At 67.9% G+C, this 15292-nt stretch carries 12 protein-coding genes and 1 pseudogene; 6 read left to right on the forward strand and 7 right to left on the reverse strand.

Features of this window, described 5'->3' with window-relative positions; translation table 11 throughout:
• Positions 1 to 11: 11 nt before the first annotated feature.
• Positions 12 to 1010 (reverse strand): DUF481 domain-containing protein, encoded by a 999-nt coding sequence (locus tag ACIGKL_RS07165; RefSeq protein ID WP_397485986.1) that lies wholly within the window; start codon positions 1008 to 1010, stop codon positions 12 to 14.
• 34 nt (positions 1011 to 1044) lie between these two features.
• On the opposite strand from ACIGKL_RS07165, the gene ACIGKL_RS07170 reads away from it, so the two are divergent.
• Both ACIGKL_RS07170 and ACIGKL_RS07175 read left to right on the forward strand, forming a co-directional pair.
• Positions 1045 to 1401 (forward strand): MGMT family protein, encoded by a 357-nt coding sequence (locus tag ACIGKL_RS07170; protein WP_397485987.1) that lies wholly within the window; start codon positions 1045 to 1047, stop codon positions 1399 to 1401.
• Positions 1402 to 1438: 37 nt separating this feature from the next.
• Positions 1439 to 2983 carry an AmpG family muropeptide MFS transporter gene (locus ACIGKL_RS07175; RefSeq protein ID WP_397485988.1) on the forward strand — a complete coding sequence of 515 codons (1545 nt, stop codon included), beginning with the start codon at positions 1439 to 1441 and terminating at the stop codon, positions 2981 to 2983.
• Between the two features lie 55 nt (positions 2984 to 3038).
• Here the strand turns inward: ACIGKL_RS07175 and ACIGKL_RS07180 are convergent, their stop codons facing one another.
• Positions 3039 to 3866, reverse strand: coding sequence for a mechanosensitive ion channel family protein (locus tag ACIGKL_RS07180; RefSeq protein WP_397486262.1), 828 nt, complete (start codon positions 3864 to 3866; stop codon positions 3039 to 3041).
• A 103-nt stretch (positions 3867 to 3969) separates the two neighbouring features.
• Positions 3970 to 4449, reverse strand: a complete 480-nt coding sequence (locus tag ACIGKL_RS07185; protein WP_021444165.1) for a YajQ family cyclic di-GMP-binding protein — start codon at positions 4447 to 4449, stop codon at positions 3970 to 3972.
• Positions 4450 to 4546: 97 nt separating this feature from the next.
• Between ACIGKL_RS07185 and ACIGKL_RS07190 the strand changes: the two are divergent.
• The 4 genes and pseudogenes from ACIGKL_RS07190 to ACIGKL_RS07205 all read left to right on the forward strand — a co-directional run.
• Positions 4547 to 5548 (forward strand): annotated as a pseudogene (locus ACIGKL_RS07190) (response regulator); the annotation flags it as partial.
• The gene (locus ACIGKL_RS07195; RefSeq protein WP_397485989.1) at positions 5545 to 6456 is read left to right on the forward strand and encodes a putative 2-dehydropantoate 2-reductase; all 912 of its coding nucleotides are present in this window, start codon (positions 5545 to 5547) and stop codon (positions 6454 to 6456) included. The pseudogene ACIGKL_RS07190 and the gene ACIGKL_RS07195, both read left to right, overlap by 4 nt.
• Before the next feature lie 173 nt (positions 6457 to 6629).
• On the forward strand, positions 6630 to 8648 hold the full coding sequence (locus ACIGKL_RS07200; RefSeq protein ID WP_397485990.1) for an ATP-binding protein: 2019 nt from the start codon (positions 6630 to 6632) through the stop codon (positions 8646 to 8648).
• Positions 8649 to 8650: 2 nt separating this feature from the next.
• Positions 8651 to 9226, forward strand: coding sequence for a cob(I)yrinic acid a,c-diamide adenosyltransferase (locus ACIGKL_RS07205; RefSeq protein WP_397485991.1), 576 nt, complete (start codon positions 8651 to 8653; stop codon positions 9224 to 9226).
• Positions 9227 to 9362: 136 nt separating this feature from the next.
• Here the strand turns inward: ACIGKL_RS07205 and ACIGKL_RS07210 are convergent, their stop codons facing one another.
• The 4 genes from ACIGKL_RS07210 to secA all read right to left on the reverse strand — a co-directional run bounded on the left by ACIGKL_RS07210 (position 9363) and on the right by secA (position 15265).
• On the reverse strand, positions 9363 to 10304 hold the full coding sequence (locus ACIGKL_RS07210; protein WP_397485992.1) for a Nudix family hydrolase: 942 nt from the start codon (positions 10302 to 10304) through the stop codon (positions 9363 to 9365).
• The gene (locus ACIGKL_RS07215) at positions 10301 to 10933 is read right to left on the reverse strand and encodes a glutathione S-transferase family protein (RefSeq protein ID WP_397485993.1); all 633 of its coding nucleotides are present in this window, start codon (positions 10931 to 10933) and stop codon (positions 10301 to 10303) included. Before ACIGKL_RS07215 ends, ACIGKL_RS07210 begins: the two co-directional genes overlap by 4 nt.
• 226 nt (positions 10934 to 11159) lie before the next feature.
• Complete coding sequence (argJ, locus tag ACIGKL_RS07220) at positions 11160 to 12377, reverse strand: bifunctional glutamate N-acetyltransferase/amino-acid acetyltransferase ArgJ (RefSeq protein WP_397485994.1); 1218 nt, start codon at positions 12375 to 12377, stop codon at positions 11160 to 11162.
• Positions 12378 to 12529: 152 nt separating this feature from the next.
• Positions 12530 to 15265: a preprotein translocase subunit SecA gene (gene secA, locus ACIGKL_RS07225; RefSeq protein WP_397485995.1), complete on the reverse strand. Its 2736-nt coding sequence runs from the start codon at positions 15263 to 15265 to the stop codon at positions 12530 to 12532.
• Positions 15266 to 15292 lie beyond the last annotated feature (27 nt).

The raw sequence follows: 15292 nt of genomic DNA on the forward strand, positions 1-15292 counted from the left end.
GCCGGGCGGCATCACCAGCCCACGCCGACGCCGATCAGGTAATGGCGATCCGAGATGGTCTGGCCCTGGCCGCGCAACTGGTCGAGTTCGTACAGCAGCGACAGCCGCGCCCACTGGTTGAGGCGGTAGCGCAGGCCGAATTCGCTGTCGAGCACGTAGTCGATGGCGTCGATATGCGGCATCTGCAGCTCGGCGTTGGCATAGAACTCCAGCCGCGTGCCCCACAGCAGGCGCTTGTAGTCCAGCTCCAGCGAGGTGGTGTCGAAGGCCAGATCGACGATGTCCGACTCCAGCCGCACCCGGTTGAACTGGGCGATCAGGTCGAAGCGGCCCAGCTCGTCGTCCCAGAAGCGGTAGCCCGGGCCGGTGCCGAGGATGCGCTGGCGCTCGATGGACTCGAACTCGTCCTCGCTCTGCTCCACCCCCACCCGCCAGAACCAGTGCTCGCTGAAGAAGCGGTCGAGGTCGTACTCCAGCTCCCAGTTGTCGTCGACCTTCTCGCCGTTCTTGGTCTCGTGCTCCAGCTCGCCGCTCAGCACGTGGCGCCAGCGCCCATGCTCGACGCGCGTGTTGCCCTTGAGCTTCCACTCGTCGACCTTGCTGTCGTTGCGCTCCATATCCAGCTTGGCGTCGAGGTTGCCCTCCCAGACGCGATCCACCAGCAGCGGCCGCGGCGGCACCAGGCGGGTGATCTCGGCCAGCGGCAGCACCTGGCTGCGCTCGCCCTCCACCCGCACCATGCCGGCGCCGGCGGCCGCCAGGGTCTTGCTCAGCTCGCTGTCGAAGCCCTGGCGGCGCAGCAGCAGGGGTTTGTCCGAGCTCAGGGTGTCGATATCCTTCCAGTCGATCAGCACCTGGCCGGCGTACTTGGTCTTCAGCGCCAGCTTGCCGCCGTCGAGCAGGACGATCTCGCCGCTGAGGCGGTCGCCGTTGTCGAGCCACACGGTGTCGGCCCACAGCGGCGCGGCCAGGGTATAAAGGACGAAGGCGAGCAACAGACGCGGCAGCATGATGAGCACAACCGATATGGATGAAGTGGACGCAATGGAGTCTGCATGGCCGGCCCCACCAGCGGCAAGCGCCGAGGCCCGGCGCGAAGCGCTGTACCTGGTGCTGGCGCAGGTGCCGGCGGGCAAGGTGGTCAGCTACGGCGAGCTGGCCCGACTGGCCGGCCTGGGCCGCGCCGCGCGCTGGGTCGGGCGCACCCTCGGCCAGTTGCCGGAGGGCACCGCGCTGCCCTGGCACCGGGTGCTCGGCGCCGGCGGACGCCTGAGCCTGGCCGTCGGCACGCCGGCCGGCAACGAGCAGCGCGCGCGCCTGCGCGCCGAGGGCGTCGCCATCCTGAACGAACGGGTGGATATCCGTCGGCACGGCTGGCGCCCGATGGAGCACAGCGGTTAGAGTGCGCGCTATCACCCGTTCCCCAGATTCGAGCCCGATGCCACGCAAATCCTGGCGAGAAGCCCTCGCCACCTATGCCAGCCCCGCCACCCTGGCACTGCTCCTGCTCGGCTTCGCCGCCGGCCTGCCTTACATGCTGGTGTTCTCCACCCTGTCGGTGTGGCTGCGCGAAGCCGGCGTGGCCCGCGAGACCATCGGCTTCGCCAGCCTGATCGGCCTGGCCTACGCCTTCAAATGGGTGTGGGCGCCGATGCTCGACCAGTGGCGCCTGCCGCTGCTGGGCAAGCTGGGCCGGCGCCGCTCCTGGCTGGTGCTGGCGCAGAGCCTGATCGCCGTCGGCCTGGTCGGCATGGCCAGCTTCGACCCACAGACCCAGCTCAGCTGGCTGATCGCCCTGGCGGTGCTGGTGGCCTTCGCCTCGGCCACCCAGGACATCGCGGTGGACGCCTACCGCCTGGAGATCGTCGACGACACCCGTCAGGCCGCCCTGGCCGCCGCCTACATGGCCGGTTACCGGGTCGCCGCGCTGCTCGCCACCGCCGGCGCGCTGTATTTCGCCGAGGGCTTCGGTTCCACCGCGCAGCTGTACAAGCACAGCGCCTGGGCCGGCACCTACCTGGTGTTCGCCCTGCTGATGCTGCCCGGCCTGCTCACCAGCCTGTGGATGCGCGAGCCGCCGGTGCCGCTGAAGACCCAGCTGGCAGCAGCCAAGTACGGCTTCGTGCGGCAGATTCTCTCGGTGCTGGTGCTGATCGTGCTGCTGGTGTCGGTGCCGGCGATGTTCACCCAGTTCTTCCACACCGACTTCGCCAGCGTGCTGCGCGGCGAGGCCAGCCTGCTCGACCTGCTGCTGGAAGACCGCGCCTTCCTGCGCGCCCTGCTCTACACCATCCTCACCGCGCTGTGCCTGTCGGCCATGGGCCGGCGCAGCCTGGCGCCGGTGCTAACCCCGGTCAACGACTTCATCCTGCGTTACCGCTGGCAGGCCCTGCTGCTGCTCGGCCTGATCGCCACCTACCGGCTGTCCGACACGGTGATGGGGGTGATGGCCAACGTCTTCTATATCGACCAGGGCTTTTCCAAGGATCAGATCGCTAGCGTCAGCAAGCTGTTCGGCCTGGTCATGACCCTGCTCGGCGCCGGCATGGGCGGCCTGCTGATCGTGCGCTTCGGCATCATGCCGATCCTGCTGATCGGCGCCTTCGCCTCGGCGGCGACCAACCTGCTGTTCATGCTGCTGGTGGGCATGGGCCCGCACCTGAACATGCTGATCGTCACCATCAGCTGCGACAACTTCAGCGCCGGCCTGGCCACCGCGGCCTTCGTCGCCTACCTGTCGAGCCTGACCAACCTGAAGTTCTCCGCCACCCAATACGCCCTGCTCAGCTCCATCATGCTGCTGCTGCCGCGTCTGATCGGCGGCTACTCCGGAGTGATGGTGGAGAAGCTCGGCTACGCCCACTTCTTCCTCGCCACGGCGCTGCTCGGCATCCCCACGCTGATCCTGATCGCCCTGCAGTGGGGCCGCGACCGCCGCCAGCCCAACGGCGACACGCCGGTAGCGCCGGCGGAAAAAGCCTGATCGCCAGACAGAAAAAAGCCCCGGACCTGCCGGGGCTTTTTCCATCCGCTACGCCTCAGTCGGCCTTGGCCAGGTGCACCACCCGCTGCGGGAAGGGGATGCCGATGCCGGCGGCGGTCAGGCGCTCCTTGGCCAGCTCGGTGAACTCGAAGGTCACCGGCCAGAAATCGGCGGTGGCCACCCACACCCGCAGCGACAGGTTGACCGCGCTGTCGCCCAGACCGGTGACGAACACCACCGGCGCCGGATCGAGGTGCACGCGCGGGTCCTTGGCGATCTCCAGCAGCACTTCGCGGGCGCGCTTGATGTCGCTGGAGTAGTCGATGCCGATGTTGATGTCGGCACGCCGGCGCGGCTCGCGCGAATAGTTGGTGATGTGGCCGTTGGACAGGCTGCCGTTGGGCACGATCACCACCTTGTTGTCGGCGGTCTTCAGCGTGGTGTGGAAGATCTGGATGCTGTCGACGCTGCCGGACACGCCCTGCGCCTCGATCCAGTCGCCGGCGCGGAACGGGCGGAACAGCATGATCAGCACGCCGCCGGCGAAGTTGGCCAGGCTGCCCTGCAGGGCCAGGCCGATGGCCAGGCCGGCGGCACCGATCATGGCGATAAAGGAGGTGGTCTCCACGCCGATCATCGAGGCCACGCTGATCAACAGCAGAATGCGCAGCACGATGCTGACCAGGCTGCCGATAAAGCTGCTCAGCGCCCGATCCACGCGCCGCGCCTCGAGCAGACGCCCGATGCTGGCGGTCAGTCGGCCGATCAGCCACCAGCCGATCAGCAGGGTGATCAGCGCCAGGGTCAGCTTGCCGCTGTACTCCAGCACCACCGGCAGCCAGGCCTCCGACATCTTCACCAGTTCGTCGACGTTCATCTCCATGGGGTACTCCTGTTTCCTGTGCATGAAACGACACCGCCATGGCATGCCATGGCGGTCAGAATGCTATCAATCCTGCGTTGCGACGCCGCTAGGCGGCAAAGGTTCAATCGCGGAAGTTGTTGTACTGCAGCGGCATGCCGAAATCGTGACCACGCAGCAGGGCGATGGCCTCCTGCAGGTCATCGCGCTTCTTGCCGGTGATGCGCACCTGCTCGCCCTGGATGGCGGCCTGCACCTTGAGCTTGGCGTCCTTGATATGGGCGACGATCTTCTTCGCCAGCTCCTTGTCGATGCCCTCGCGGAAGGTCACCTCCTGTTTCATCACCTTGCCGGAGGCGTAGGCCTCCTTGGCTTCCATGCACTGACAGTCGATCTTGCGCTTGATCAGGCTGCTGCGCACGATGTCGAGCACCTGCTCGAGCATGAACTCGGCCTCGGCGGTCAGGGTGAGGGTCTTGTCCTTGCTTTCGATGCTGCACTTGCCGCGCAGATCGAAACGGCGATCGAGTTCCTTGACGGCATTGTCGACCGCGTTGGTCAGTTCGTGTTTGTCCAGTTCCGACACCACGTCGAACGAAGGCATGGGCTTGCTCCTGATGGACGGCGCGATCCCCTTCACGGAGTGAACGCGCCTGACTTGACGATAACTATGGCGGGCCCATTATAACCGGACTGATCCACGCCGTTTGGCGTCCTTCCTCCCTGTCGCGAGCCTGCCCATGCCCAACCCCCATCTCAGCATCCTGGTGGTGGACGACGCCAAGTTCTCCAGCGCCATGATCGGCCGCGCCCTGAGCCAGGCCGGCTACCAGGACGTGCGCTTCGCCAGCAGCGCCGCCGAGGCCCTGCAGCTGCTCGAACAGCGTCCCGCCAGCGTCCTCCTGGCCGACTGGCTGATGCCCGAGATAGACGGCCTGGAGCTGACCGCGCGGGTGCGCCAGCTGGACGAGACGGCCGATCACTACACCTACGTCATCCTGCTCACCGGCAAGGAGGGCGAGAACGTGCTGGGCGAGGCCTTCGATCGCGGCGTCGACGACTTCATCAGCAAGGCGGCGATGAACGAGCAACTGGTGCCGCGGGTCTACGCCGCCGACCGCCTGTGCAACACCCTGCAGCGCCTGCTGCAGGAAAACCGCCTGCTGACGCAGAACATCGCCAGCCTGGAGCGGCGCAACCTGGTCGACCCGCTCACCGGCCTGGGCAACCCGCGCTACCTGCGGCAGAAGCTGGCCGACAGCCTGCGCCAGGTGGAGTCGCGCGGCGGCGCGGTGTGCTACCTGCTGATCGGCCTGCCGGAGGCCGGCCAGCTGCACCGCAAGTTCGGCGACCGCTTCTACAACGAGCTGCTGCACGGCGTGGCCCGGCGCCTGCAGCAACTGGTGCGGCCGCTGGACGTGCTGACCCGCCTGGACGACAACCACTTCGGCCTGATCACCCTGCTCGAAGACCTCCACGAATGCTCGCCGAGCAGCTTCAAGCGCCTGCACGAGGGCCTCAACCTCAAGGCGTTCAAGACCAGCGAAGGCTTTGTCACGCTCAAGGCCGGCATCAGCCTGGTGGGCCTGGACGCCAAGGCCCTGCCCACCGATCCGGAACAGCTGATCCGCCACGCCGAAAGCCTGCTGGCCGAGTCCTACGCCAGCGGCCGGGTCGCCGCCATGCGCCTGCCGCTGCCGTGACCTGGCACGTTCTCGGCGCCGGCAGCCTGGGCAGCCTGTGGGCCGCCCGCCTGGCCCGCGCCGGCCTGCCGGTACGGCTGATCCTGCGTAATCGCGAACGCCTGGCGGCCTACCAGCAGGCCGGCGGCCTGACCCTGGTCGAGCGCGGCGAGGCCCGCCGCTACGCCATTCCCGCCGAACTGCCGCAGGCCGATGCGCCGATCCACCGCCTGCTGCTGGCCTGCAAGGCCTACGATGCCGAGGCCGCGGCCGCCGAACTGGCGCCGCGCCTGGCCGCCGATGGCGAGTTGCTGCTGCTGCAGAACGGCCTGGGCAGCCAGGACGCGGTGGCCCAGCGCCTGCCGCAGCAGCGCTGCCTGTTCGCCTCCAGCACCGAGGGCGCGTTTCGCCAGGCCGACTTCCAGGTGGTGTTCGCCGGCAACGGCCACACCTGGCTGGGCGATCCGGCCGACCCGCTGCCGCCGCCCTGGCTCGACGAACTCGAACGCGCCGGCATTCCCCATCAGTGGAGCCCGGACATCCTCGCCCGGCTGTGGCGCAAGCTGGCGCTGAACTGCGCGATCAACCCGCTGAGCGTGCTGCATGACTGCCGCAACGGCGGCCTGCGCGACCACCCGGCCGAGGTCGCCACGCTCTGCGCCGAGCTGAGCGAGCTGCTGCAGCGCTGCGGCCAGCCGGCGGCGGCCGAGCAGCTGCACGGGGAAGTGCAGCGGGTGATCGAGGCCACCGCGGCCAACTACTCCTCCATGCACCAGGACGTGGCCCAGGGCCGCCGCACCGAGATCGCCTACCTGCTCGGCCATGCCTGCGCCGCCGCCCGCCGCCACGACCTGCAGCTGCCGCACCTGCAGCACCTGCAGCAGCGCCTGCTGGCGCACCTCGGCGCGCGCGGCCTGCCCCTGGACTGACGACTCACGTAGGGTGGACATGGCGAAGCCTTGTCCACCATCGCCCGTCCCTGTGGACAAGCCGCGCTGCGGCATGTCCACCCTACGGCCTTGCGCAAGCGCCCGATCCCGGCGTGGCAATGGCCGCCCGGCCGCGCTAACCTGCCCTTCCCGCCCGTCACAGCGATAGCCCCATGCGACTGCGTCAGCACCTCGACAACCTGCCGGTCGGCCGCAAGCTGCTCGCCGCGCTGCTGGTGCTGCTCGCCGCGGTGCTGCTGATCGCCAACCTGGCCTTTATCAGCGCCGCCTACTGGATCACCCAGGAGAGCATGGCGCCGCAGGCCCTGCACACCCTCGGCCGGCTGATCGCCAGCCCGGCGCTGAGCAAGCAGGCGCTGCACTCGCCGGCCTCCGCCGAAGCCCTGCTCAAGCGCCTGGACGACTACGCGCCGCTGCGCGCGGCGGTGATCTACGACAGCAACGGGGTCAGCCTGGCGCAGCTGCAGCGCGGCGAGAAACTGCACGTGCCGTTGCAACTCAGCCAGCTGCCGCACTGGCGCGAGACCGCCTTTCGCGCCAACCACCTGGTCGAGCTGCCGCACCCCAGCGGCCGCCCCGGCGCCCTGCTGCTGGTGGCCTCCAGCGAACTGCCCGGCGCCTTCTACACCGGCACCCTGACCGCCAGCCTGGCGATCCTGGCGCTCAGCGTGCTGCTCTGGCTGTTGGTGGCGCGGCAGATCCGGCGCCTGGTGACCAGGCCGATCCGCAAGCTGGAGGAGCTGTCGCGCCAGGTCACCCGCGAGGAGAACTACGCCCTGCGCGCCGCCCGCGGCAACCAGGACGAGATCGGCAGCCTGGCCGACGCCTTCAACACCATGCTGATGCGCATGGAGGCGCGCGAGCAGCAGCTCAGCCGCGCCCGCGACGACGCCCAGGCCGCCTTCGACCAGGCGCAGAGCCTGGCCGAGGAAACCCGCCATTCCAACCGCAAGCTGGAGCTGGAGGTGCAGGTGCGCAGCAAGATCGAGAAGAAGCTCACCGGTTTCCAGAACTACCTCAACAGCATCATCGACTCCATGCCTTCGGCGCTGATCGCCCTCGACGAGCAGCTCTACGTCACCCAGTGGAACCAGGAGGCCAGCGCGCTCTCCGGTACGCGCCTGGACGAGGCGTTGAACCAGCCGGTGTTCCTCGCCTTCCCGCCGCTCAAGCCGTTCCTGGCGCAGCTCAAGCGCACCGCCGAGCAGCACCGGGTGGAGAAGATCGAGCGGGTCACCTGGCACAAGGACGAGGAGCCGCGTCATTACGCCCTGACCTTCTACCCGCTGATGGGCGGCGCCGGGCGCGGCGCGGTGATTCGTATCGACGACATCACCCAGCGCCTGGCGCTGGAGGAAATGATGGTGCAGTCGGAGAAGATGCTCTCGGTCGGTGGCCTGGCCGCCGGCATGGCGCACGAGATCAACAACCCGCTCGGCGCCATCCTGCACAACGTGCAGAACATCCGCCGGCGCCTGTCGCCGGAACTGGAAAAGAACCGCGAACAGGCCGAACAGGTCGGCCTGTGCCTGGAAAGCATCGACCGCTACCTCGAGGCCCGCGAGGTGCCGCGCCTGCTCGACGGCATCCAGCAGGCCGGCCAGCGCGCGGCGAAGATCGTCAGCCATATGCTCAGCTTCAGCCGGCGCAGCGACCGCCAGCTGGCGCCCTGCCAGCTGCCGGCGCTGATCGACCAGGCGCTGGAGATCGCCGGCAACGACTTCGATCTGACCGACAGCTTCGACTTCAAGGCGCTGCACATCGTCCGCGACTTCGACCCGCAGCTGGGCGCGGTGGCCGGCACCGCCAACGAGCTGGAGCAGGTGCTGCTCAACCTGCTGAAGAACGCCGCCCAGGCCATCCACCAGCGCAGCGCGCCCGGCGAACCCGGGCGCATCGTCCTGCGCACGCGCCTGGTCGGCAGCTGGGCCGAACTGCAGGTCGAGGACAACGGCACCGGCATGAGCGAGGCGGTGCGCAAGCGCATCTTCGAACCCTTCTTCACCACCAAGGAAGTCGGCCAGGGCACCGGCCTGGGCCTGGCGGTGTCCTATTTCATCGTCACCAACAACCACAAAGGGCAGATGGAAGTGCAATCCAAGCCCGGCCAGGGCACCTGCTTCACCCTGCGCCTGCCGCTGGCCCCCGCCCCCGACAGCACAGGACTCTGAACATGGGCTACCGCCTTTCCAAGATCTACACCCGCACCGGCGACAAGGGCGAGACCGGCCTGGCCGACGGCCGCCGGGTGACCAAGGACCACCCGCGCATCGAAGCCATGGGCGAGCTGGACACGCTCAACAGCCAGCTCGGCCTGCTGCTGGCCGAGTTGGCCGAAGCCAGCACGACATGGCCGGGCCTGATGGAGGTGGTCGAGACGCTGGCGCCCTGTCAGCACCGCCTGTTCGACCTCGGCGGCGAACTGGCGATGCCCGACTACCAGGCCCTGCAGGCCGGCGAAGTGCAGCGCCTGGAGGCGGCCATCGACCGCTGGAACGAGGAGGTCGGCCCGCTGGAGAACTTCATCCTGCCCGGCGGCTCGCGCCTGGTGGCCCAGGCCCATCTGTGCCGCAGCATTGCCCGCGGCGCCGAACGCCGCTGCCAGCACCTCAACGCGGTGGAGCCGCTGCGCGCCGAGGGTCTGGCCTACGTCAACCGCCTCTCCGACCTGCTGTTCGTCGCCGCACGCCTAATCGGCAAGCGCCAGGGCGTCGCCGAGGTGCTGTGGAAGGCGGCAGACAAGCCGTAGGGTGTCAGCGTGCGGCCTGGTGTCACCTCCAGGCCCCCACGTCGCAGGCGGTCAGAAGCTTGTAGGGTGCGCCGCGCGCACCAGGAATACCGCGATAGCTGCTTGGTGCGCACGGCCTGGGCGGCCCCGCGACACCCTACTGCGGCCAGAATGCGCGGATACCGGCAACGCCCTGAGCCCCCACCTGCCAGGCGCGTTCGATGTCGGTCGGGCCGACACCGCCCAGCAGATAAGCCGGCAGGTTGAAGCCCGAGAGCATCTCGCTCGCGGCTTCCCAGCCCAGCGGCTGTGCCTCGGGATGAGTCGCTGTCACCTGCACTGGCGACAGGGTGACAAAATCCACCCCCATCTGCGTTGCCAGGGCCAGTTCCTCGGCGCTGTGGCAGGAGGCCGCCAGCCAGCGACCATCAGGGAAAGGGCGGCCGCCGGCGGCATGCTTGCGCAGCTGCGCCGCGCTCAGGTGCCAGCCAGCCGCGGGGAAATCTCCCAGCCACTCCGCCGGGCCCTTGAGCATCAGCTGCGCCTTGCCGGCGCACAGGCCCTGGATATCCAACGCCAGGTCGCGGTACTGGGCGTCGAACAGATTCGGCGCACGCAGCTGCAGCAGCCGCGTGCCGCCGGCGATGGCGCGCTGCACGCCGGCGAGCAGTTGCTCGGGCGTCAGCCCGTCGGGGGTGATCAGGTACTGCTCGGGCAGGCGCGCCGCGGCGACTATCGGCGCGTTGGCGGCAGGAAACTCGTACTCCAGCAATTGCCGCTCGCCGACCCAGGCCAGCGGCTGGCCCTCGGCGCCATGGGGCTCGCCGGCGAATGCCGAGACCTCCCAGACATCCAGCAGCACCTGCTTGTCCGGGTAGTCGTGGCGCACCTGGATCAGCGGCCGCAGCGCCGTCGGGCGGATGCCCAACTCCTCCTCCAACTCGCGGGCCAGGGCACGCTCGACCGCCTCGCCGTCTTCCACCTTGCCGCCGGGAAACTCCCACAGGCCGCCCTGGTGCTTGTCCGGCGGGCGTTTGGCGATCAGGATGCGGCCGTCCGCGCCGCGAATCACCGCCGCCGCGACATGGATGCGCTTCACCCCTGCAGCTCCTGCAGGGCGGCCCGGTACCAGCGCTGGAACGCCGGCCACTGGTAGAGCGTCTCGACATAGGCCGCCGCGGTCGTCGGCAGCACCACCCGGTAGCTGCGCAGGCGCGCCGCCACCGGCGCGTAGAAGGCATCGGCGATGCTGGCGTGGCCGAACAGGTAATGACCGTCCTGGCCGAAGCCCTCGCGGCAATCGGCCCAGATCGCGCAGATGCGGTCGATGTCGGCCTGGGCCGCGTCGGGCAACTCGGTCAACGCCTGGTCGCGCGCCAGGTCCATCGGCAGGTGGCTGCGCAACGCGGCGAAGCCGCTGTGCATTTCCGCGCAGATGCTGCGCGCCAGCGCGCGGGCGTACTCGCCGCGCGGCCACAGATGGGCCTCGGGAAAGCGCTCGGCGAGGTACTCGGCGATGGCCAGCGAGTCCCACACCGGGCCTTCCTCGGTCAGCAGCACCGGCACCTTGCCGGTCGGCGAATGCTCGAGCAGGCGCGCGCGGCTGTCCGGCTGGTAGAGCCGCACCTGCACCTCGTCGTAGGGCTCGCCGGCCAGTTCCAGGGCCAGGGCCGCGCGCAGCGACCAGGAGGAATAGTTCTTGTCGCCGATCACCAGTTGCAGGGCCATGCCGATGCTCCTTGGATTGCTTGAGGAAGGGATCGAGAGACGGTAAAAGTTCGCTCCCCGAAAGGCAAATTCCCGCGCGTCATGGGGGCATGAGGCGCGGGAATGGCTGAGGAGCAGCTACAAGCTACAAGCTACAAGCTACAAGCTAAAGCGAGGATCGACTCCGACTCGGCGTCAAGTACACAGGCTCTTATCTTGCAGCTTATGGCTTGCAGCTTGCCGCTGCTTAGGTGCGGTATTCGGCGTTGATCTTGACGTATTCGTGGGACAGGTCGGTGGTCCAGATGGTCTCGCTGCAGCTGCCGCGACCCAGCTCGATGCGGATGCCGATCTCCTCGCGGGCCATCACCGCCGCGCCCTGCTCCTCGGTGTAGCTGGCGGCGCGGCAGCCCTTGCTGGCGATGCACACCTCGCCAAGGAACACATCGATCTTGCTCACGTCCAGTTGCGCCACGCCGGCGTAACCGACGGCGGCGAGGATGCGCCCCCAGTTCGGGTCGGAGGCGAACAGCGCGGTCTTGATCAGTGGCGAGTGGGCCACGGCGTAGGCTACGTCGAGGCATTCCTGGTGGGTGCCGCCGCCGTTGACCTGCACGGTGACGAACTTGGTCGCCCCTTCGCCGTCGCGGACGATGGCCTGGGCCACTTCCATGAACACCTCGAACACCGCCTGCTTGAGCTTGGCGAACAGCTCGCCGGCGGCCTCGGCGATCTCCGGCAGGGCGGCCTGGCCGGTGGCGATCAGCATGCAGCAGTCGTTGGTCGAGGTGTCGCCGTCGATGGTGATGCGGTTGAACGACTTGTTCGCCGCGTCGCGCACCAGATCCTGCAGCACGCCGCGGGCCACTTTGGCGTCGGTGGCGATATAGCCGAGCATGGTCGCCATGTTCGGCCGGATCATCCCGGCGCCCTTGGATATGCCGGTCACGGTGACGGTGACGCCGTCGTGTTGGAACTGGCGGCTGGCGCCCTTGGGCAGGGTGTCGGTGGTCATGATGCCGGTGGCGGCATTGACCCAGTTGTCTTCCTTGAGATCGTCCAGCGCCGCCTGCAAGGCGGACTCGATCTTCTCCACCGGCAGCGGCTCGCCGATCACCCCGGTGGAAAACGGCAGCACCGCCGCCTCGGCCACCCCGGTCAGTTCGGCCAGCCGGGCGCAGGCACGGCGGGCGCGCGCCAGGCCATCGGCGCCGGTGCCGGCGTTGGCGTTGCCGGTGTTGGTCAGCAAGTAGCGCACCTCGCCGCCCAGGCGCTCGCGGGTCACCAGCACCGGCGCCGCGCAGAAGGCGTTGGTGGTGGTCACCCCGGCGATGCGCGAACCTTCGGCGCAGCGCATCACCACCACATCCTTGCGCCCCGGGCGCTTGATGCCGGCCGAGGCGATGCCCAGCTCGAAGCCGGGAACCGGGTGCAGGGTGGACAGCGGGCCAAGACCAACAGCCATAGAGTGCGCTCCTTTGAGGTGTTCGGTGACCGCGTAGGCGGTCGGGAAGATGGTAAAACGCCGCGAGCGGCTGGGCCGTTCGCGGCGTTGTCAGGGCGGCGACAGCATAGCCGAAGCGCCCTCTACTGCAAGCGGCCCTTGCGGGCCAGCGGTCAGCCGATCTGACCGTGGCAGTGCTTGTACTTCTTGCCCGAGCCGCAGGGGCAGGGCTCGTTGCGGCCGACCTTGGGCTCGGCGCGCACCGGCGCGGCGGCCACGGCGACGTCGCCGTCCTCGCCGAGCGCCTCCGGCTGGGCCAGGGCGGAGGCTTCGGCGTGCTGGAACTGCATGCGCTCGGCCAGGGCCTCGGCCTCGCGACGCAGGCGCGCCTCTTCCTCGGCCGGGTCTTCGCGGCGCACCTGCACATGGCAGAGCACGCGGATGGTGTCGCGCTTGATCGACTCCAGCAGGTCCTGGAACAGGGCGAACGACTCGCGCTTGTATTCCTGCTTGGGGTTCTTCTGCGCGTAGCCGCGCAGGTGGATGCCGTGGCGCAGGTGATCCATGGTCGACAGGTGGTCCTTCCACAGGTCGTCCAGCACGCGCAGCAGGATCTGCTTCTCGAAAGTGCGCAGGGCCTCGGCGCTGGCCTGGGTTTCCTTCTCGTTGTAGGCGGCCAGCAGCTCGGCGAGGATGCGCTCGCGCAGGGTCTCCTCGTACAGCTTGTCGTCCTCGTCGAGCCACTGCTGAATCGGCAGCTTGAGGCCGAAGTCGCTCTGCAGGGTGGCCTCCAGGCCGGCGACATCCCACTGCTCGGGCATCGACTGCGGCGGGATGTGGCCGTTGATCGCGGCGCTCAGCACTTCCTCGCGGAACTCGGCGATGGTCTCGCCGACGCTTTCCGCGGCCAGCAGGCTGTTGCGCATGTGGTAGATCACCTTGCGCTGCTCGTTGGCCACGTCGTCGAACTCGAGCAGCTGCTTGCGCATGTCGAAGTTGCGCCCTTCCACTTTGCGCTGGGCCTTCTCGATGGCGTTGGTGACCATGCGGTGCTCGATGGCCTCGCCGGACTGCATGCCGAGGGCCTTCATGAAGTTCTTCACCCGGTCCGAGGCGAAGATGCGCATCAGGTTGTCTTCCAGCGACAGGTAGAAGCGGCTGGAACCCGGGTCGCCCTGGCGACCGGCACGGCCGCGCAGCTGGTTGTCGATACGCCGCGACTCGTGACGCTCGGAGGCGATCACATGCAGGCCGCCGGCCTCGATCACCTGCTGGTGGCGCTTCTGCCACTCGGCCTTGATCTGCGCGATCTGTTCGTCGGAGGGGCTCTCCAGGGCGGCGACTTCTACCTCCCAGTTACCGCCGAGGAGGATGTCGGTACCGCGACCGGCCATGTTGGTGGCGATGGTCACCGCACCGGGACGCCCGGCCTGGGCGATGATCTCGGCTTCCTTGTCGTGGTACTTGGCGTTGAGCACCTTGTGCTCGATCTTTTCCTTGTTCAGCAGCTGGCTGACGTACTCGGACGCCTCGATCGACGCGGTGCCGACCAGGATCGGCCGGCCCAGGGCCTGGCATTCCTTGATGTCGGCGATGATCGCCTGGTACTTCTCCTCCTGGGTCAGGTAGACCAGGTCGTTGAAGTCCTTACGGGCGACGGCCTTGTTGGTGGGGATCACCACCACGTCGAGACCGTAGATCTGACGGAACTCGAAGGCCTCGGTGTCGGCGGTACCGGTCATGCCGGACAGCTTGTTGTACAGGCGGAAGTAGTTCTGGAAGGTGGTCGAGGCCAGGGTCTGGCTCTCGGCCTGGATGTTCACCCCCTCCTTGGCCTCGATGGCCTGGTGCAGACCTTCGGACAGGCGGCGGCCGGGCATGGTGCGGCCGGTGTGCTCGTCGATCAGGATCACCTGGCCGTTCTGCACTATGTATTCGATGTTGCGGTGGAACAGGGTATGTGCACGCAGGCCGGCGTAGACGTGGGTCAACAGGCCCAGGTTGTGCGCCGAATAGAGGCTCTCGCCCTCGGCCAGCAGGCCGGCGTCGGTGAGCATTTCCTCGACGTACTGGTGGCCCTGCTCGTTGAGTTCGACCTGGCGCGACTTCTCGTCGACCTTGTAGTGGCCTTCCTGGGTGACCACGCCTTCCTCTTCCTCGATGTGCTGCTTGAGGCGCGGGATCAGCTTGTTGATCTCGATGTACAGCTTGGAGCTGTCCTCGGCCTGACCGGAGATGATCAGCGGGGTACGCGCCTCGTCGATGAGGATGGAGTCGACTTCGTCGATCACGGCGAAGTTCAGCTCGCGCTGGAACTTGTCCTCCAGGCTGAAGGCCATGTTGTCGCGCAGGTAGTCGAAACCGAATTCGTTGTTGGTGCCGTAGGTGATGTCGGCGGCGTAGGCGGCGCGCTTCTCTTCCGGCGGCTGGAAGGGGGTGACGATGCCCACCGACAGGCCGAGGAACTCGTACAGCGGCCGCATCCAGTTGGCGTCGCGGCGGGCCAGGTATTCGTTGACCGTGACCACGTGGGTGCCCTTGCCGGACAGCGCGTTGAGGTACACCGCCAGGGTGCCCACCAGGGTCTTGCCCTCGCCGGTGCGCATCTCGGCGATCTTGCCTTCGTGCAGGGTCATGCCGCCGATCAGCTGCACATCGAAGTGACGCATGCCCATCACCCGCTTGCCGGCCTCGCGGGCCACGGCGAAGGCTTCGGGAAGCAACTGATCGAGGGTTTCGCCCTGACCCAGGCGGGCCTTGAACTCTTCGGTCTTGCCGCGCAGCTGCTCGTCCGAGAGGGCGATCATCTGCTCTTCGAGGGCGTTGACGGATTGCACCGCCTTGAGCATGCGTTTGACTTCACGCTCATTCTTGCTTCCGAAAAGTTTTTTCAACAGAGGCGCAAACATATCGACAGGATCTTCCGGCGAATGGAT

It is taken from the genome of Pseudomonas sp. NPDC077186, from assembly GCF_044543505.1.
Classification (GTDB): domain Bacteria; phylum Pseudomonadota; class Gammaproteobacteria; order Pseudomonadales; family Pseudomonadaceae; genus Aquipseudomonas.